This is a genomic window from Rhodococcus sp. 2G (assembly GCF_001886355.1).
In the GTDB taxonomy this organism is placed as follows: Bacteria; Actinomycetota; Actinomycetes; order Mycobacteriales; family Mycobacteriaceae; genus Rhodococcus; species Rhodococcus pyridinivorans.
In genome coordinates, this window is sequence record NZ_CP018063.1 from 2510508 (window position 1) to 2530037 (window position 19530).

The following is a 19530-nucleotide window of genomic DNA, read 5'->3' on the forward strand; positions in this document are numbered from 1 at the left end:
GGCCCTCAGGAGGCCCGGAGCCCGTACCGCCGCCCGAAGAGGAAGGTGTAGACGAGCGCTCCGAGCGCTCCGCCGATGAGCGGGAACACGATGAATGCCCACAGCTGCCCGAGCGCACCGTCCTGGTAGAAGGCGACGGCGAGGCTACGGGCGGGATTGACCGACGTGTTGTCGATCGGGATCGAGATCAGGTGGATCACCGCGAGAGTGAAGCCGATGGCGATGCCGGCGATCGGCGCGTCGGCCACCTGATCGGTCGCACCCAGCACCACGAAGACGAGCACGGCCGTGAGCAGGACCTCGACGACGATCATCGCGCCGATGCCGTAGCCGTTCTCGAGCACGCCGCCGAGCGGACCGTGCACCGCCGAGGGGCTGTGCGCGCCCCAGCCGTTCGCCCCGAGGCCGTCGGCGGCACGGTCGTAGCTCGGCAACGACGACGCCACCGCGTAGAGCGTCAGACCGGCGACCAGACCGCCGACGACCTGCGCGATCCAGTAACCCACGGCGCGCACCGGCGTCACGTGACCGACGATGAGCTGCCCGAGCGTCACCGCCGGGTTCACGTGACACCCGGAGATCGGGCCGATGGTGTACACGAGGAACAGCAGGGTCAGGCCGAACGCCAGTGCGACGCCGAGCTGACCGACATAGGTTCCGGCGAACACCGCGGTACCCACCGCGGAGAACACCAGGAGGAAGGTTCCGATCGCCTCCGCCACGTACTTCCGCAGGTCGGAGAACTCACCGGGGTCTCTGATTTCCAGGGAGGTCTGGCGTGCGAGATCTTCGTCGATTCGGGACTCGGGATCGCGTGGGGGTTCCATGGGTCACCTCGATGTTCGCGGTCCCGCTCGCAGGCGGAACCTGGTGGTAGAACACTTCGAGTCGATGCACCGCAGCCGCGAACTCGTCGTTCGCGCTGTGAGGGAGATTACGCATGCGCCGTGACCTCGACAACGACATCGTGCACCGTGGCGTGTCCGCCCATGTAGATGCCCTCCCGCGGCGGCACGCAACAACAACAGTCAGGTGCGCGTAGTCCTGGCCGAAACGATCAGGCCGGTGAGAAGGGTGATTCGACCGCCGGTTTGGGCTTTGCGATCCGTTCTTGGTAACCTTGTCCATCGGTGCTCAGATGCACCCAGAGCTTTCCTACCAGCTACCAGCAAGACGACAGGATTTTACGCGTGGCCAACATCAAGTCCCAGGTGAAGCGGATTCGCACCAACGAGCGCAACCGACTCCGGAATCAGTCGGTGAAGTCGTCGCTTCGTACGGCGATCCGTTCGTTCCGCGAGGCTGCGGCCGCTGGCGACAAGGACAAGGTCAACGAGCTCCTCGTCGCCACGAGCCGTCAGCTCGACAAGGCTGCCAGCAAGGGTGTCATCCACCCCAACCAGGCTGCCAACAAGAAGTCTGCTCTCGCGAAGCTTGCCAACAAGCTCTGAGTTCATCGCTCCGAGGTAGTAGACGCAGGCTCTGCTTCACGAAGGCCGTCCCCCCGCCGGGGACGGCCTTCGTGGCGTTGAACGACGGAAATGATGCCGCCCGCCCGGAATCGGCCGCGGGCACGAGCACGGGCACGGGCACGGGCACGGCGGAGAAGCCTCAGGCCGCCAGCTCGGAGATGACCCGCACGGCGTGCTCGAGAGCGTAGTCCGGATCGGCCGCGGCTCCCTTGACGTCGGCGTTGAGCGCAGCGACCACCGTGAGTGCGGTCCCGATCGACGCCGGCGCCCACGTGCGCGCCTGCGCCTGCGCCTTCTTCACCTTCCACGGCGGCATACCCAGCGACGACGCGAGGGAGAACGGGTCGCCGCGACCGGCCGAGCCGACCCGGGCGATCGTGTGCACGGCGTCGGCGAGAGCATCGGCGAGCAGCACGTGGGCGACACCGCGGTGCATCGCCCACCGTAGCGCTTCGAGCGCACCGGCCGTATCGCCGGCCACGGCCTTCTCGGCTACGTCGAATCCCGACACCTCGGCCTTGCCCGAGTAGTAGCGTCGCACGGCCGCAGCATCGATCTTGCCGCCGGTGTCGGCCACGAGCTGGCTGCACGCCGCAGCGAGTTCGCGCAGGTCGGAACCCACCGCCTCGATGACGAGCTGTTCGACATCGCCCGAGACTCGCACCCCCGCGGCCTGGAACTCCTTGTGGACGAACGTCCGCACCCACGCCGCCTTCTCCCCCGCCTTCGCGGGAGCGGCACACATGTGCTCCTCGGCGCCGCACTTGCGCAGCGCGGGCACCATCGCCTTGGTGCGTCCCCCGCCGCTGTGGAGGATCACCAGTGTCACGCCCGGAGGCGGATCGCCCGCGACCTCGAGGATCAGCGCCGCGGCGTCCTTCCCGGCGTCGGCGGTGGATTCGAGGATCACGATGCGTTCTTCCGCGAACAGCGACGGACTCAGCAGCTCGGCGAGTTCGGGTACGCCCGCGTCGCCGGCGCGGAGCCGGGAGACGGGGAGATCGCCGGGAGTTTCGCTGCGCGTGCGGACATCGGACACGATCTTCGCTACGGCACGGTCGACGAGCAGTTCTTCCTCACCGAGGATCAGATGCAGGGACGCGTCGCTCACGGTTCGATCGTGCCACGCACGTCCGACACCACCGCGAGCGCCCCGGAGGCGGCACGGAGCACTGCAACGTCGCCGTGCAGGTCGGTCCGCAGGACCCGCGCCCCGATTCCGGTCAGGGTGGAGACGATCTCGGGATGGGGATGCCCGAACAGGTTGTCTCGCCCGGCGCTGACGAGGGCGACGCTCGGCCGCACAGCGGTGAGGAAGCGTGCGGGTGTGGTGCGCGAGCCGTGGTGCGGCACCTTCAACACGTCCGCACGCACGTCGGTGCCCGACCGCACGAGTGCGTCGAGCGCGGCCTCCTCCGCGTCTCCCGGCAACAGGACCCGGCCCACGACGGTGTCGACCGCCAGGACGAGCGAGTTGTCGTTCTCGGAACCGCCTGTCCGTCGCCCGGCCGGGCCCAGCACCCGGATGTCGAGATCGCCCGCACGCAGGGTCGCACCGGCACCCACTTCCCGCACCACGACACCGACCCCGGTCGCCGCGTCGAGCACACCCGCCGCGTCGTCACCGGCAGCACCCGGCCCGACCACGACCATCTCGACCGAGCGCCCGGTGAGGACACCGCGGATCCCACCCGCGTGGTCGGCGTGCAGGTGCGACACGACGAGCAGTGCGATACGGCGAATCCTCAACCGGCGCAGGCACCGATCGACGGGTTCCGGTTCGGGTCCGGTGTCGACGACGACCGCGCGCCCGTCCCCCGTCGCCAGCACCAGCGCATCGCCCTGACCGACATCGCATGCGACGAGTACCCATTCGGCTCCGGGCCAGCCCGGTCGCAGCATCCGCACCGGGAGCCACACCGCCGCGACGGCCACCGCAATCACGAGAGCCGTGATCCGCACCCGCCGGTGACGAGCCACCGACCACGCCACCGCGACCAGCACCGCCGCGACCACTGCCCCCACCGGCCCGTCCGGCACCTCGAGCTCGGCCGACGGCAACGATGCCGCCCGGTCGGCCACCGTGATCAGCCACCACAGGAACGGCCCGGTGCCGCGCGCGAGCACCTCCCCAACCCACGGGACGACGGAGGCGCCCACCGCGACCAGCGAACCGAGGACCGTCAGCGGCGCAAGTACCGGGGCGACGAGGACATTGGCCGCGACCGACACGACACTCACGGTCCCGCTCACCGCCGCGACGAGAGGTGCGGTCGCTACGAACGCGACCAGCGACATTGCCGCGACCTCCGCGATGGGACGCGGCCACCCGCGATCCACGAGCCGGGTCATGACAGGTGGCGCGGCGACGATCAGTGCCGCCGTCGCGGACACCGACAGCGCGAACCCGACGTCGACGGCGAGGTCGGGCAGGAGTACGAGCAGTACGCCCACCGCGGTGCACAGGGCGGGAAGTGCCTGTCGCTCACGACCCGTCACGAATGCCAGCAACCCGATCGATCCCATCGCGGCCGCGCGCACCACACTCGCCGACGGACGGACCACGACGACGAAGGCGACGAGAGCCGTCGCGGCGAGGATGGTCCCGGAACGCGGTCCGAGTCCTACCGCGCGCACGAGGAGCAGTACCGCTCCGAGGACGATGCTGACGTTGGCTCCGGACACGGCCGTCAGATGCGTCAGTCCAGCCACCCGGAAGTCCTCCCGCACCTCGTCGGTCAGCGCCGTGGTGTCGCCCACCACGAGACCGGGCAGCAGGCCGGCCCGGTCGGCGGGAAGCACCGCGGAACCCACCTGCGCGAGCCGGTCGCGTACCGTGCCAGCCCATCGCTGCCACACCGGGGGCGGGCCGACGACCATGGGTGCGTTCTCCGCGTGGAGCACCGCCACCGTGGTGCCCGGCCCGGTGTGCGGCGCCGCCCGCACGCGTGCGGTGACCGACTGCCCGGGCAGGAGATCTCCCCACGAGTCGGCCGGGGCGAGCACCACCACCGATCCCCCGGTGTCCATGGATCGCCCACCGACCGTCACGTGCTCGAGCCGGGCCGGGATGCGTACCCGGGGTGTGTCGTCGAATGCCGCAGCCCGGATGTGCCGCGGGTCGTCGGTGGGGAGGAGGACGACGCCGGCCCAGGATCCCTTCTCCGCTGCGGAGGCGATCGGGTGCTGGTCGGCGGCCCACATCCGGAGGCCGGCGGCCGGTCCGAATCCCGCGACGACGGCCAGTGCGGCGAGGAGGATCCGCGCACCTCCGCGTGGGATGCGACCGGTCGCGACGAGACGGACCGTCACGGAGCACCCGACGACGGCCGCGACCGCCACGACGATCACGATCCGCCATCCCGTGTACAAGCCCAGAAGCGTCACGGCCCACGCGGCCAGCGCGCACGGCACCAACCGGGCATCGAGAACCGTTGCGGCGTCGGACCCGTCGTTCCGTCCGGTCACACCGTCACCAGTTCACGCAGCCTCGCGAGTCGCGCCGGTCCGATCCCGTCGACCTCACCGAGTTGTTCGACGTCCGTGAACGGTCCGTTGGTATCGCGCCACGAGACGATCGCCGCTGCCGTGACGGGACCGACGCCCGGCAGCGCGTCGAGCGCAGTCTCGTCGGCGGTGTTGAGATCCACCAGCCCGCCTGCCTCCGGTGGAGCATCGCCCGGTGTCTGCGCCCCGACGATTCCACTGGCCTGCGGAACAGGTTGAGGCGGGGCGATTCCCACGACGATCTGGTCACCGTCGGCGACCCGCCTGGCCAGATTCAGGCCGATGAGGTCGGCGCCGTCGACGGCACCGCCGGCAGCGTCGAGCGCGTCGGCCACACGGGATCCCGCCGGCAGCCGCACGAGCCCGGGACGTGTCACCGCACCCACGACGCTGACGACGAAATCGGCGGAATCCGGCTGTGCCGTGTCCGTCTCCCTCGCGGCGGACGGCTCTGCCGTGTCCACGACTTCGACTCTCGGCAGCGGCGGTACCGGTTCGGGGACCGGCCGGTCGCGCCACACGACGACGAGTGCCACTGCGGCGGCGAGCACTCCGATCGCGGCGAGAGCAGCGGTTCCCCGTCGTCCCGTGTCCCATCGCGCGGCGGTCAGCCGATCGACGAATCGTTCCCGGCCGGGACCGCTGTGGAGGGGTTCGTCGCCGTCGTCCGGATCCGCCCAGGGGTGGTCGTTCGCCGACCTGTCGCCGGTCCAGGGCGGTTCCGCGGGCATCGCCGAGGAACGCGTGATCGCGCCGAGGCGGGTGCGCGCGAGATCACGGTGGTCACTGCTCGCCATGCCGCGACGCTAACCGCGGCCGCGACCGCCGGATTCGGTGTCGGCGCCGATCCGGCCGGGGTTGTGGATGACCCGCACCCCTGTGGATGAATGCCCGGATGGGGCCTCCACCGGCATCATCCGGGCCGGGAGGTGGTGTAGGTGGTCAGTCCTCGGAGACACCGGTCGCCGCGGAGGCGACGACCACACCGACCGCACCCGGCCCGACGTGCGCGCCGAGAACCGCGTCGAGTTCGGACACGACGATCTCGGTGCCTTCCGGAAGGCGCTGTGCGAGCTGATCGACGAGGCTGCGCGCCCGCTCGGGTGCCCCGCGGTGGTGCACCGCGACGAGCGGTTCGTCGCCCACATCGGTCGCGGCTCCGTCGACGAGCTTGGCCATCGCCTTGGTCATCGTGCGGGTCTTCTCCCGCAGGACGAGCTTGCCGTCGGAGATGTGCAGCACGGGCTTCATCGCGAGCGCGGTACCCAACAGCGCTGTGGCCGTGCCGATCCGGCCACCGCGACGGAGGTGGTCGAGCCGGTCGACGACGAGCAGGGTCCGGGCGGACGCCGCGACCTCCACGGCCCGCTCGTACACCCGGGCCAGGTCTTCTCCGGCCCGTGCGGCGCGCACCGCTTCGAGGACGGCGAAACCCGAACCCATGGCGGTGTTCCGCGAATCGACGAGCCGGATCCGGTCGCCCAGCGATTCGGCGGCGTGCCGGGCTGCGTCCCATGTCCCGGACAGCACCCGCGAGAGGTGCACGGCTACGACGCCGTCTCCTCCACTGTCCTCGAGCGCCTCGGTATAGGCGTCGGTCAGTTCTGCGGGAGACGGACCGGAGGTCGTCACGGTCGACAGGTCCTCCGGCAACTCGTCGACGCCCTCGCGGAGGTCGCGTCCGCCCGCGATGATGTGCAGTGGCACAACACGGATGTCGTACCGACGGACCAGTTCAGGGTCGATACAACTCGACGAATCTGTGACGACGACGACGGACACGACGCCTACCGTAGGCCCTCCACCGGGACTTCCGCATCCCGATGCACGATCCGGACCGCGTCGCCGACAGCGGCGGCGACACGGCGGTGTCCTTCCCAACCCCAGTGGATCCCGTCGGGATTGGCGTCGTCGGAGAAGACGTTCTCCCGCACCGCTTCGGCGAGATCGACGAGGGGAACCGACTTCTCGGCCGCCCAGCGGGTGATCGCGCGTGCCGCGGGGAGCCGGCCGGCATGCACCGACCGGTACTGCTCGCTGCGGTGCACCGACGGCATGGTGCCGATGACGGGCAGATCGGGGCGCATGTATGCCAATGCGTCCCTGATCGTTTCGAGGTACTCGACGCTGACCCGGGGTGGGAGCGCCACCGGTCGCCCGAGCGGTGACAGTCGCGGCTGCAACCACCCGTAGGCGTTACGCGCCGCGCGACGCAGGGCGGGCGGGCGGATGTAGCGCAGGCCCTCCCGCAGTGCGGTGGGCAGCGGGGACGGGAGGGTGTCCATCCCGCCCACGGCCAGGACGACGGCTCCGGCGTGCGGGATCGCGGCCCACACCCGCGGGTCCTGGGTCATGGCCCACCACGCGTCGCGTGTGGTCCACCCGATCCGGGCGACGAGTTCGACGTCCCATCCGAGTTCGGCCGCGACCAGGTTGGGCCAGATCTGCGGATGGTCGGCGGGCAGGCCGCCCTTCGGGCCGTAGTAGCTCAGGGAGTCACCGATCACCAGCAGGACCGGGCGCTGCAAGGCGGCGTCGGTTCCGATCGGCGTGGGTTCAGAGGACGTCATCGGGCGCCACCGTGGCCGACGCGTTCCAGACGTCGAGGCGCCAGGACGGCACCTCGCCGTATCCGCTGAGCTGCACCCAGCCGGTGTTCCCGAGACCGCCGAGGACGGACCACCGATCGACGGGCAGGTCGAGCAGGGCGGCGGTGAGTGCGGCGATCAGACCCCCGTGTGCGACCAGCACGATGGGCCGATCGCTCCAGTCCTCGTACTTGTCGAGCAGTTCGCCGACGACGGCCATGCTGCGCCGCGCGACGTCGATCCGGTTCTCGCCTCCCGGCGGTGCCCAGGTCGCGTCGGCGCGCCACGCGCTGCGCGCGCCCGGGGCCACGGCGTCGACCTCGGTGTGGGTCAGGCCCTGCCATTCGCCGAGATGCGTCTCGCGCAGCCGCGTGTCGATCGAGACCGGCAGTCCGATGCGATCGCCGAGCGCGGTCGCCGTGTCGTAGGCGCGGCGCAGATCGGACGAGACGACGGCGAGCGGATCGAACCGGGCGATCGCCTCGGCGACGGCGAGCGCCTGCTGCCGGCCGAGCTCGGAGAGGTCGGTGTCGAGCTGGCCCTGCATCCGCCGCGTGGCGTTGTACTCGGTCTGGCCGTGGCGCAGCAGCACCAGCTGCCGCACCCGCGGGCTCTGCGAACCCTCCTCCGGACGACTCACACGTCCTCCGGCGAGTCGGCGGCGTCGATCGCCGAACGGGGGCCACCCACACCGTCGACCTCGATGGTCGGGCAGTCCTTCCACAGGCGGTCGAGGGCATAGAAGTTGCGCTCGTCCTCGTGCTGGATGTGCACCACGACGTCGACGTAGTCGAGCAACGTCCACCGTCCCTCGCGGGTGCCCTCGCGGCGGACGGGCTTGTGGCCGGCCTCGCGCAGCTTCTCCTCGACGTTGTCGACGATGGCGTTGACCTGACGCTCGTTGGGTGCGGACGCGATGACGAAGCAGTCGGTGATCACCAGTTGCTCGGACACGTCGAGCACCACGACGTCGGTGGCGAGTTTCTCGTCGGCGGCCAGGGCTGCGATTCGGGCCATCTCCGTGGCTTCTGCCGTTGCGCTCACTGCGTGCTCTTTCTCTCGATGGTGCCGGGGGTGTTTCCGTCGAACACCGGGACGGGATCTCCGTCGGGGTGCGTATTCGTGCGGTAGAGCCGGCGTTTGCTGATGTACTGCACCACTCCGTCGGGGACCAGATACCAGACGGGACGGTTCTCGCGGGCCCTCCTGCGGCAGTCCGTGGAGGAGATCGCCAGTGCCGGGATCTCCACCAGGCTCACCGCCTCGGCCGGGAGTTCGTCCAGATGCGGTGCCAGGTGTTCGGCGTGAAGGTCGTATCCGGGCCGGGACACCCCGACGAAGCGGGCGAGGTCGAACAGGGTCTGCCAGTCCTGCCAGGACAGGATCGATCCCAGTGCGTCCGCGCCGGTGATGAAGTACAGATCCGCGTCGTGATACTGCTCGCTGAGATCGCGCAGGGTGTCGACGGTGTAGGTGGGTTTGCGTCGATCGATGTCGACGCGGCTGACGGAGAACCGTGGGTTGGATGCGGTCGCGATCACCGTCATCAGGTAACGGTCCTCGGCGGGGCTGACGTCGCGTCCGGTCTTCTGCCAGGGTTGCCCGGTGGGCACGAAGATCACTTCGTCCAGGTCGAAGCTCGCGGCGACCTCGCTGGCCGCCACGAGGTGTCCGTGGTGGATCGGGTCGAACGTTCCACCCATGACGCCCAGGCGGCGCCTGGGGGCCGAGGGCCGATCCGTTGGCTGATGCACGGTTGTCCAGCTTACGGGTTCACACGGGGAGCAGACTCGCCACCACCGTTGCGAGCTGCTGCGCCGACCGGCACTCGTGCATCGTGACGACCTCGCTGTAGACCCTGGCGGCCGAATCCCCCGAACCCCATTGTCCCTTCGGCTCGGGATTGAGCCAGTGCGCGTGCCGTGCGACGGACACGAGATGTTCGAGGACTTCGAGGTTCGGATTGCGGTAGTTCGTGCGGCCGTCGCCGAGGATCAGCAGCGAGCTGCGGCTGGTGAGGGCGTGGGCGTGGTTCTCGGCGAAGCCGCCGAGGGCGTGTCCGTAGTCGGAGTGACCGTCGTAGGTGATCAGCTCCGCTTCCTTCAGCATCCGCGACATGGACTCGCCCAGATCGGACCCTGCGGCGAAATGATGGGTGACCTCGTCGGCGGTGTCGATGAACGCGAACACGCGCACGCGGGAGAACTGTTCGCGCAGGGCGTGCACGAGCAGCAACGTGAAGTGCGAGAAGCCGGCGACGGAGCCGGAGACGTCGCAGAGCACGACGAGCTCGGGACGCGCCGGACGGGGCTTGCGGTTGACCAGGTCGATGGGCACGCCACCGGTCGACATGGACTTGCGCAGTGTGCGCCGCAGGTCGATGGCGCCGGCACGAGCGCGCCGGCGGCGCGCCGCAAGACGGCTCGCGAGCAGACGCGCGAGCGGCATGACGCTGCGGCGCAGGGCGACGAGTTCCGCGTCGGACGCGCGCAGGAAGTCGACCTCCTCGGCAAGCTTGGGCACCCCGTACTTCTCGACGCGTTCGCGGCCGAGCTGCTCGGCGGTGCGTCGCCGGGTCTCCCGTTCGACCATCGCCCGGAAATCGGCGATGCGCTGGGCGGCGGTGCGCCGCGCGACCTCGCTCTCGTAGGCGGCGTCGTCGCGTTCCTCGCGGGTGCTGTTGCCGAGCAGTCCCTCGAGGATCTTCGTGAGCAGGGTGTCCGGGGAGACGTCGCGAAGCGCCTGATAGGCCGAGAAGGACGGGCCGTTCGACGACGCATACTGGCCGAGTTCCTCGACGATGGCGGAGACGAGCATCTCGGAGGCCTCGAGTGCCTCCGGCGACTCGTCGGACAGCAGCTCGGCGATGAGATCGCGTAGGGCCTCGAAGTCGACCTCCCCCGTGGGGGTGCGCGGGATGCTCGCCTGAGGGTCGGTGGCCTCGCGGCGTCCGATCGCGGGCGGGAACCACAGGTCGAACAGGGCGTCGAAGGTCGGCCGGTGTGTGGACCGGCGGAGCAGGGTGCACGCGAGGCCTTCGCGGAGGGCCTCCCGATCGAGGAGATCGAGCACCGTCATGACCCGTCCGGCGTCGACCGTCTCGGACGGCCCGACCGCGATGCCGCGGCGGCGCAGCGCCTCGACGAATCCGACCAGGTGCCCGGGCAGTCCGTGGGGTGCCGGGGGCGCCTCGGATCCGGGAAGGTGCGCGGCGGCCATGTCAGTTCAACCGGAGCTCGGCGGCAGCGCGGATCTGGTCGGACTGGTGCTTGAGGATCACGCCGAGCGTGCTGCGCAGCGCGGTGTCGTCGAGGGTGTCGAGTCCTAGTGCGAGCAGGGTGCGACCCCAGTCGATCGTCTCGGCCACCGACGGCACCTTCTTGAGCTGCATGCCGCGGAGCACGCGGACCGTGCGTACGAGTTGGTCGGCGAGCGCGTCGGGCAGATCGGGGGCCCGGCTGGCGAGGATGCGTCGTTCGAGGTCGGCGTCGGGGAAGTCCAGGTGCAGGAACAGGCACCGGCGCTTGAGCGCTTCGGACAACTCGCGGGTCGCGTTCGAGGTGAGCACCGCGAACGGCTTACGGGTGGCCCGGATGGTGCCGAGTTCGGGCACCGTGACCGCGAAGTCACTGAGCACCTCGAGCAGCAGGCCTTCGATCTCCACGTCGGCCTTGTCGACCTCGTCGACGAGCAGCACGGTCGGATCCTCGCGGCGGATCGCGGTGAGCAGCGGCCGCGACAGCAGGAACTCCTCGGAGAAGACGTCTTCCTTGGTGCGGTCCCACGACTCGCCCGCCGCGGCGGTCGCCCCTGCCGACTGGATGCGCAGGATCTGCTTGGCGTGGTTCCACTCGTACAGTGCGCGGGACTCGTCGACGCCCTCGTAGCACTGCAAGCGCACGAGTTCGGCCTCGGAGGTCTCGGCGACGGCGCGGGCAAGTTCGGTCTTGCCCACACCCGCGGGTCCCTCGATCAGCAACGGCTTGCCGAGGCGATCGGCGAGGAACACCGCGGTCGCGGTGGACTTGTCGGCGAGATAACCGGTACCGGCCAGACGATCGACGACGTCCTGGACGTCCGCGAAGATCGGCGGGGTGGTGGGCAGCGCACGATCCACGCTGGTTCCTTTCGTCGGGCCGGTCTCGATCAGGCGGGACGGGTGTGGCCGTCGCCCCACACCACCCACTTCGTCGACGTCAGTTCGGGCAGACCCATCGGGCCGCGAGCGTGCAGCTTCTGGGTGGAGATGCCGATCTCCGCGCCGAATCCGAACTGCTCGCCGTCCGTGAACGCCGTCGAAGCGTTGACCATAACGGCTGCGGCGTCCACGCGCGTCGTGAACTCCCGAGCAGCGGCGAGGTCCGAGGTGACGATCGCCTCGGTGTGGCCGGTGCCGTAACGGTCGATGTGGTCGACGGCCGCGTCGAGGTCGTCGACCACCGCGAGGGCGACGTCGAGCGAGAGGTACTCGTCGGACCAGTCCTGGTCGGTCGCGGGCACGAGGCCGGGCAGGTCGCCGTGGACCGTCACGCTGTGCTGCTGGAATGCCTGCAGGAGCTTCGGGACGGCGGTGTCGGCGATCGCCTTGTCGACGAGGATCGTCTCGGCGGTGTTGCACACGCTGGGCCGGCGGGTCTTCGCGTTGATCACGATCTTCTCCGCCATCTCCAGATCGGCCGCGGAGTGGACGTAGACGTGGCAGTTGCCGGTGCCCGTCTCGATCGTGGGGACGGTCGCGTCGCGCACCACCGCGGCGATCAGACCGGCGCCACCGCGCGGGATCACGACGTCGACCAGGCCTCGGGCCTGGATCAGATGCGTGACCGACGAGCGGTCGGCGCTCGGCAGCAGCTGCACGGCATCGGCGGGGATGCCCCGGCTCTCGAGCGAGGCGCGCAGCACCTCGACGAGCGCGGCGTTGGAGCGGGCCGCGGACGACGAGCCGCGCAGCAGCGCGGCATTGCCGGACTTCAGGGCGAGACCGAATGCGTCTACCGTGACGTTGGGCCGTGCTTCGTAGACCATGCCGACCACGCCGAGCGGGACGCGCACCTGGCGCAGCTCGAGACCGTTCGGCAGCGTCGAGCCGCGGACGACGCCGCCGATCGGGTCGGGCAGTCCGGCCACCTGGCGCAGGCCGGCGGCGATCCCGTCGATCCGGGCGGAGGTCAGGCGCAGGCGGTCGAGGATGGCCTCTTCGGTGCCACCGGCGCGGGCGGCCTCGATGTCCTCCGCGTTCGCGGCGAGGACGGTGTCGGCGGCGGCGAGCAGAGCGTCGGCCGCGGCGTGCAGAGCCGCGTCCTTCTCGATGGTGGTGAGCAACGCGAGACGACGGGAGGCCACGCGGGCGCGACGCGCGGCCTCGTGGACGGCCTCACGGGTGTCCGTGCCGGCGTCGGTCGCAGCTGAGTCGGGGGTCACGGCAGTCATGTATCCAGCCTAGTCGGGTCCTCGCGGAAGCCGACAGGCCGTGTGCCGTCAGCGCAGGCCGGTGCCCCGCGCCAGCGCCGTCTCCACCAGGATCGACAGCAGCTCGGCGTACTCCACTCCGGTGGCCTCCCACATCCTCGGATACATCGAGATGGAGGTGAATCCGGGCATCGTGTTGATCTCGTTGATCACCGGTCCGTCCTCGGTGACGAAGAAGTCGACGCGGGACAGGCCGTGGCAGTCGAGGGCGCGGAACGCCCGGACCGCGAGTTCGCGGATCCGGTCGGAGGTCTCCTCGTCGAGCTTGGCCGGGACGTCGAACTCGCAGACGTCGTCGAGGTACTTCGTGTCGAAGTCGTAGAAGGCCTCGTGGTCGCCGGAGGTGTCGGGCATGCGGATCTCGGCGACGACACTCGCGCGGACGTCGCCGTCCGGGAACTCGAGCACGCCGCACTCCACCTCGCGGCCGATGATCGCGGACTCGACGATGACCTTGGGGTCGTGCTGCCGGGCCTTCGCGACGGCGTCGTCGAAGGCGGCCCAGTCGGCCACGCGACTGATGCCGATGGACGATCCGCCGCGGGCGGGCTTGACGAAGACGGGCAGGCCGAGGCGGGTCTTCTGCTCCTCGGTGAGGGTCGCGGTGCCGGGACGCAGGACGATCTGGAAGCCGACGGGCAGGCCTTCGGCCGCGAGCAGTTTCTTGGTGAACTCCTTGTCCATCCCGGCGGCGCTGGCAAGAACCCCGGGACCGACGTACGGGATGTCCGCGAGTTCGAGCAGACCCTGGATGGTGCCGTCCTCGCCGTAGGCGCCGTGCAGGACCGGGAACACCACGTCGACCGAGGCGAGCACCCGGCCGTAGGAGCCCTCGTCGAGGGCGAAGATGTCGCCACCGCGGGTCGGATCCGCGGTGAGGACGAGATCGGAGCCGTCGCCGGCGACGACGGGCAGTTCGCGACCGGCCGCGGCGAGGCCGGCGGGGTCCGCGTCGCCGAGGACCCATGCGCCCTCGGGAGTGATGCCGATAGGCACGACCTCGTACTTCTCCGGATCCAGGTTGCGCAGGATGCTCCCTGCCGAGATGCAGGAGACGGAATGTTCGTTGCTGCGACCACCGAAGACGACGGCCACCCGGGTTCGGGGCATACTCACGTGTCGAACCGTACCGGGTGGCGATCTCCGCGTGTCGAGCGAGTCCTATGCGGGTGGGGCCGGACACCCTGCTATGTCTCCGCGGGCTCCGGTCTCCCTCGGTGGAGGGTCGTCTCCCTCAGCGCCGCGTCGAGATCGGCGAGCAGATCCGCGGTGTCCTCGATTCCGCACGACAACCGGACGAATCCCTCCGGCACCGCATCGCCCCATCGTGCGCGACGATCCGCTGTCGTGTGGATACCGCCGAAGCTGGTGGCGGGTGCGACGAGCGTGGCCGCGCGGACGAAGCGGTGCACCTCGTCGCGGCCGGGTAGCCGGAAGGTGACGAGGGGGCCGAAGCGGCTCATCTGGCCGGCCGCCACGGCGTGGGCGGGGTCGCCGGCGAGTCCGGGATAGCGGACGTCCGTGACAGCGGCGTGCTCGAGCAGCATCCCGGCGACGGCGAGCGCGTTGGCGCACTGCTGTTCGAAGCGCAGTCCGGCGGTGCCGAGGCTGCGGTGCGCGAGCCAGGTCTCGAAGGGTCCCAGCACGGTTCCCGACAACAGTCGTTCCCGGTCGATCGCGGGCAGCAGTTCGGGATCGGCGACGGCGATGTATCCGAACAGCAGGTCGCTGTGTCCGCTGAGCGATTTCGTCCCGCTGGCCACCACGACGTCGGCGCCGAGGTCGAGGGGCAGCTGGCCCAGGGGTGTGGCGGTGGTGTTGTCGACGAGCAGGAGCGCGTCGGAGACGTGGCACGCGGTCGCGATCGCGCGCAGGTCGACGGTGTCGAGGCCTGGATTCGACGGGGTCTCGACCAGTACGGCGGAAGTGTCGGGAGCGGTCACCAGAACATCGGTCAGGGTGCCGTCACCGAACTCCGCGACCGACATCTCGACGACCTTCACTCCGTGCGGCGCCAGGAATTCCTGCGCGTACGCGCGCACCTGGTAGTAACCGTCGGAGGGGACGACGACCGTGCCGCCCGGGGCCACGAGGGATCGCAGGGCGACCGTGATCGCCGACATTCCCGAGCCGACGACGCGGGCGGCCGAGGCGTGCTCGAGGTCGGCGAGCGCCGATTCGAGTGCGCGCCAGCCGGGATTCGAGGCCCGCGCATAGGTGTCGACGTCGTCGCGCTCGTCCTCCCCGAGGAGATACGGCGCCGCGAAGACCGGTCCCGCCTGCAGCGGGGAGCCCGGAACACCCTCGTGTGCAACTGCCTTCACACAGCGAGTCGAATCGCCCGTCATGCCACTCATTCCGGCTTGATCCGGCGTCCGAGCAGCTGCCCGATCGCGTCCTGCACCGACATGCCTTCGTGGCACACGCGGTGCACGGCGTCGGTGAGCGGCATCTCGACGTCGTAACTCGCTGCGAGGGCGCGGACCGAGGTGCACGACTTGACCCCTTCGGCCACCTGACCGTGGGTGGCCTCCTGCGCGCTCTCGAGGGACTCACCGCGGCCGAGTCGTTCGCCGAACGAACGGTTGCGGGACAACGGGGACGTACATGTGGCGACAAGATCGCCGACACCGGCGAGACCGGCGAGCGTGGCCGGCTTGGCCCCGAGGGCGGTTCCGAGCCGGGTGATCTCGGCGAGACCGCGGGTGATGATGCTCGCGACGGTGTTCTCACCGAGCCCGACCCCGGCGGCCATGCCGCACGCGAGGGCAATGACGTTCTTGCAGGCGCCGCCGACCTCGCAGCCGATGACGTCGGAGTTCGTGTACGGACGGAAATATTTTGTGGCGCAGGATTTCTGGATCTCCATGGCGCGGGTGGAATCGGGGCACGCGATGACAGTCGCGGCCGGTTGCCCCTCGGCGATCTCACGGGCGAGGTTGGGGCCGGACAGCACGGCGATGCGATTCTGCTCGGCGCCGGTGACCTGACCGATCACCTGACTCATGCGCATCAGGGTGCCGCTCTCGATTCCCTTGGCGAGACTGAGAAGTGTCGCGTCCGGTCCGATATCTGCCTTCCACTCCTCGAGATTGGTACGCAGGGTCTGACTCGGGACGGCGAGGACCACGAAATCGGCGCCCTCGAGGGCCACCCGATGATCGGCCGTCGCCTTCAGCGAGTGCGGCAGTTCCACACCGGGTAGATAGTCGGAGTTCTCGTGCCGCTCGGCGATGCCACGCGCCACCTCCTCGCGCCGCGCCCAGATCGTCACGTCCGTTCCGGCGTCGGCCAGCACCTTGGCGTACGCCGTCCCCCACGAACCCGCGCCCAGAACTGCTGCTGTGGTCACGCCATCCTCACTCTCATCCGATGCCCGGCACTCACGCTCGCGATCGGCCCGGAGCGGGCGGTCGCGACCGGTTCGGTCCGGGCGGTCACCACCCACGGTCGCACCCAGTATCGCGCAGGCTCCACCGACACCGCGCCGGGTCGGAGGACGGACCGCACACGACCCGGTCGCACCGGGCGGTCGTGCGGTTCGTCACCTGGCGCGACCGTGCGATTCGATACTGATGGCACAATCGGGCAATGCCCGCGACGCACGTGCTCGTTCCCGTCAAGGCCCTCGGCCTGGCGAAGTCGCGGCTCTCGCACGTCCTCGACCCGGCAGCACGGGAATCACTGGTGCTTGCGATGCTGCAGGACACCGTGACGGCGGCGCTGTCCGCCGGAGACGTGACGGTCACCGTCGTCACCGCCGACGAGCGGGTCGCGGCCGCGGCGCTGGACTGCGGCGCGGACGTCCTCCCCGATCCGGTGCGTCCCGACTCCCCCGACCCACTGAACTCCGCACTGCTCGCAGCGGCCCGCCGGGCGCGGGAGCACGCACCCGGCGCCGAACTCGTGGCGTTGCAGGCCGACCTTCCGTCCCTGCGGCCCGAGGATTTCGTGCTCGCACGCGAGACTGCGCGGCGGACCGGAACGGCCGTGGTCGTCGACCACACGGCGAGCGGTACGACGGCGTTGCTGCACTGCGTGAGCGGCACCCTGCCGCCACTGTCGTTCGGTCCGGGATCGGCCGGTCGCCACATCGATGCCGGTGCGTACCCGGTACCGGACTCCCTCCCCGGACTGCGACTCGATGTGGACACACCGGACGATCTTGCCGCCGCACTGCAACTCGGCGTCGGACCGGCCACCGCGGCCGTGCTCGACACGGTCGAGTTCCCCCTGTGCCACCCGTGCGACAGCGCTGCAGGGAGCCGTCGCTCTGCAACAATGAACTCGTGACCAACGGCGATTCCCCCGATCCCACGAGTTCCGAGCACGCGGCACCATCCGGTGCCGCACGACCCGCCGGTCGCGTAGCGACCGCCACCAGCGCCCCTCCGGCCGCGACGGGACTGCAGTCGAGGACCGATCACGACAACACGCTTCCCGTCGACCGCTATCTCAACCGCGAACAGAGCTGGCTCGATTTCAACGCCCGCGTTCTCGCGCTCGCGGAGGACACCTCGCAGCCGTTGCTCGAACGCGCCAAGTTCCTCGCGATCTTCGCGTCGAATCTCGACGAGTTCTACATGGTGCGAGTCGCCGGGCTGAAACGTCGCGCCGAGACGGGGTTGTCGGTCCGGTCCGCGGACGGACTGACCCCGCGCGCCCAGCTCGCGCTCATCGCGTCGAGCACGCGCGAACTCGCCGGTCGCCATGCGCAGGTCTTCCTCGACTCGGTCATGCCCGCCCTGGCGGCCGAAGGCATCTCGATCATCCGATGGGCGGATCTGACGGAGGACGAACGCCGACGACTGACACAGTATTTCGCCGACCAGGTCTTCCCGGTCCTGACGCCGCTCGCGGTCGATCCCGCACACCCCTTCCCGTACATCAGCGGCCTGTCCCTGAACCTCGCTGTCACGGTCAGGGATTCGCAGTCGTCCGGTGAACACTTCGCGCGCGTGAAGGTGCCCGACAACGTCGATCGGTTCGTCCGGGTCGATCGCGCGGGTTCGTCGCACGGACTGCCGGCCTTCCTCCCGCTCGAGGAGCTGATCGCCGCCCATCTCGACGTGTTGTTCCCGGGCATGGAGATCGTCGAGCACCACGCATTCCGCGTCACCCGCAACGCCGACTTCGAGGTCGAGGAGGACCGCGACGAGGATCTCCTTCAAGCCCTCGAACGCGAACTCGCCCGGCGGCGCTTCGGATCTCCCGTGCGGCTCGAGGTGTCGGACGACATGACCGAGCACATGCTCGACCTCCTGTTGCGCGAACTCGACGTCGATCGGGTGGACGTCGTCCAGTTGCCCGGGCTGCTCGATCTGTCGTCGCTGTGGCAGGTGCACGCCGTCGACCGACCGGATCTGAAGGACGCCCCCTTCGTGCCGGCGACCCATCCCGCCTTCGGCGAGCGAGAGACACCGAAGAGCGTGTTTTCCACCCTGCGCGAGGGCGACATCCTCGTCCACCACCCGTACGACTCGTTCTCCACGAGCGTGCAACGGTTCATCGAGCAGGCCGCCGCCGACAGCCAGGTCCTCGCGATCAAGCAGACGCTGTACCGGACGTCGGGCGACTCCCCCATCGTCAACGCCCTGATCGCCGCTGCCGAAGCGGGCAAGCAGGTCGTCGCGCTCGTGGAGATCAAGGCACGCTTCGACGAGCAGGCCAACATCAAGTGGGCGCGCAAGCTCGAACAGGCCGGTGTCCACGTCGTATACGGACTCGTAGGTCTGAAGACACACTGCAAGACCTGTCTGGTCGTGCGGCGCGAGGGTTCGACGATCCGCCGCTACTGCCACATCGGCACCGGCAACTACAACCCGAAGACCGCCCGTCTCTACGAGGACGTCGGCCTGCTCACGTCGTCACCCGAGATCGGCGCCGACCTCACCGACCTGTTCAACACCCTCACCGGATACTCCCGGAAGGCGCAGTACCGCAATCTGCTCGTCGCACCGCACGGAGTCCGCAAGGGCATCATCGAACGCGTCGAGCGTGAGATCGAGCACCACGCGGCCGGTCGCCCCAGCGGGATCCGGCTCAAGGCCAACGCCCTCGTCGACGAGCAGGTGATCGACGCGCTCTACCGCGCGTCGCGGGCGGGGGTGCGGACCGAGGTGGTCGTGCGCGGGATCTGTGCCCTCAAGCCGGGCGTGCCCGGCCTGAGCGAGAACATCACGGTGCGCTCGATTCTGGGGCGGTTCCTCGAACATTCGCGGTTGTTCCATTTCCGGGGCAGCGACGAGTACTGGATCGGTAGCGCCGACATGATGCACCGGAACCTCGACCGTCGCGTCGAGGTGATGGTGCAGGTGAAGAACACCCGGCTCGCAGCGCAGTTGGGCGGCATTTTCGATTCCGCGCTCGACCCGGTCACCCGCTGCTGGATTCTCGAGGGCGACGGCACCTGGACGGCGTCCCCCGAGCCGGGGACCGCTGCCCGCGACCACCAGGTCGAACTCATGCGTAGTCGTGCGTCCTGAGGTGGAGGG

The 19530-nt window shown here is 69.7% G+C and carries 18 protein-coding genes; 3 read left to right on the top strand and 15 right to left on the bottom strand.

Annotated features, from left to right (window positions below; translation table 11 throughout):
- Positions 1-5: 5 nt before the first annotated feature.
- Complete coding sequence (locus BO226_RS11880; RefSeq protein WP_006554504.1) at positions 6-827, bottom strand: aquaporin; 822 nt, start codon at positions 825-827, stop codon at positions 6-8.
- Positions 828-1190: 363 nt separating this feature from the next.
- Here BO226_RS11880 and rpsT point away from each other — a divergent pair, with 363 nt between their 5' ends.
- Positions 1191-1451 (top strand): 30S ribosomal protein S20, encoded by a 261-nt coding sequence (gene rpsT / locus BO226_RS11885; RefSeq protein WP_006554505.1) that lies wholly within the window; start codon positions 1191-1193, stop codon positions 1449-1451.
- 160 nt (positions 1452-1611) lie between these two features.
- Here rpsT and holA read toward each other — a convergent pair whose 3' ends face one another.
- The 14 genes from holA to BO226_RS11955 all read right to left on the bottom strand — a co-directional run bounded on the left by holA (position 1612) and on the right by BO226_RS11955 (position 16388).
- Complete coding sequence (gene holA, locus BO226_RS11890; RefSeq protein ID WP_071935327.1) at positions 1612-2583, bottom strand: DNA polymerase III subunit delta; 972 nt, start codon at positions 2581-2583, stop codon at positions 1612-1614.
- The gene (locus BO226_RS11895; RefSeq protein ID WP_071935328.1) at positions 2580-4940 is read right to left on the bottom strand and encodes a DNA internalization-related competence protein ComEC/Rec2; all 2361 of its coding nucleotides are present in this window, start codon (positions 4938-4940) and stop codon (positions 2580-2582) included. The genes holA and BO226_RS11895 overlap by 4 nt, the downstream gene beginning before the upstream one ends.
- Positions 4937-5776 (bottom strand): ComEA family DNA-binding protein, encoded by an 840-nt coding sequence (locus tag BO226_RS11900; RefSeq protein WP_071935329.1) that lies wholly within the window; start codon positions 5774-5776, stop codon positions 4937-4939. The genes BO226_RS11895 and BO226_RS11900 overlap by 4 nt, the downstream gene beginning before the upstream one ends.
- A gap of 145 nt (positions 5777-5921) precedes the next feature.
- The gene (locus BO226_RS11905; RefSeq protein WP_006554508.1) at positions 5922-6761 is read right to left on the bottom strand and encodes a DegV family protein; all 840 of its coding nucleotides are present in this window, start codon (positions 6759-6761) and stop codon (positions 5922-5924) included.
- Positions 6762-6766: 5 nt separating this feature from the next.
- Positions 6767-7549: a diglucosylglycerate octanoyltransferase gene (gene octT / locus BO226_RS11910; protein WP_071935330.1), complete on the bottom strand. Its 783-nt coding sequence runs from the start codon at positions 7547-7549 to the stop codon at positions 6767-6769.
- Positions 7536-8114, bottom strand: a complete 579-nt coding sequence (locus tag BO226_RS11915; RefSeq protein ID WP_232238120.1) for a histidine phosphatase family protein — start codon at positions 8112-8114, stop codon at positions 7536-7538. Before BO226_RS11915 ends, octT begins: the two co-directional genes overlap by 14 nt.
- An 89-nt stretch (positions 8115-8203) precedes the next feature.
- Positions 8204-8611, bottom strand: a complete 408-nt coding sequence (gene rsfS / locus BO226_RS11920) for a ribosome silencing factor (protein WP_024101369.1) — start codon at positions 8609-8611, stop codon at positions 8204-8206.
- Entirely contained in the window at positions 8608-9270 is a 663-nt protein-coding gene (gene nadD, locus BO226_RS11925; protein WP_071935332.1) for a nicotinate-nucleotide adenylyltransferase, read from the bottom strand. Before nadD ends, rsfS begins: the two co-directional genes overlap by 4 nt.
- A gap of 70 nt (positions 9271-9340) precedes the next feature.
- Positions 9341-10786 (bottom strand): vWA domain-containing protein, encoded by a 1446-nt coding sequence (locus BO226_RS11930; protein ID WP_024101370.1) that lies wholly within the window; start codon positions 10784-10786, stop codon positions 9341-9343.
- 1 nt (position 10787) lies between these two features.
- A complete protein-coding gene (locus BO226_RS11935; RefSeq protein ID WP_071935333.1) occupies positions 10788-11684 on the bottom strand; it encodes an AAA family ATPase in 897 nt (298 codons plus the stop codon).
- Positions 11685-11713: 29 nt separating this feature from the next.
- Entirely contained in the window at positions 11714-12997 is a 1284-nt protein-coding gene (locus BO226_RS11940) for a glutamate-5-semialdehyde dehydrogenase (RefSeq protein WP_024101371.1), read from the bottom strand.
- 48 nt (positions 12998-13045) lie between these two features.
- Positions 13046-14152, bottom strand: coding sequence for a D-alanine--D-alanine ligase family protein (locus tag BO226_RS11945; protein WP_198040641.1), 1107 nt, complete (start codon positions 14150-14152; stop codon positions 13046-13048).
- Between the two features lie 71 nt (positions 14153-14223).
- Positions 14224-15384, bottom strand: a complete 1161-nt coding sequence (locus BO226_RS11950) for a cystathionine gamma-lyase (RefSeq protein ID WP_083543626.1) — start codon at positions 15382-15384, stop codon at positions 14224-14226.
- A 5-nt stretch (positions 15385-15389) separates the two neighbouring features.
- Positions 15390-16388, bottom strand: a complete 999-nt coding sequence (locus tag BO226_RS11955; protein WP_024101374.1) for an NAD(P)H-dependent glycerol-3-phosphate dehydrogenase — start codon at positions 16386-16388, stop codon at positions 15390-15392.
- Between the two features lie 239 nt (positions 16389-16627).
- Here BO226_RS11955 and cofC point away from each other — a divergent pair, with 239 nt between their 5' ends.
- The gene (cofC, locus tag BO226_RS11960; protein ID WP_024101375.1) at positions 16628-17329 is read left to right on the top strand and encodes a 2-phospho-L-lactate guanylyltransferase; all 702 of its coding nucleotides are present in this window, start codon (positions 16628-16630) and stop codon (positions 17327-17329) included.
- A complete protein-coding gene (locus BO226_RS11965; protein WP_071935336.1) occupies positions 17326-19521 on the top strand; it encodes an RNA degradosome polyphosphate kinase in 2196 nt (731 codons plus the stop codon). The genes cofC and BO226_RS11965 overlap by 4 nt, the downstream gene beginning before the upstream one ends.
- The last annotated feature ends 9 nt before the right edge of the window (positions 19522-19530 follow it).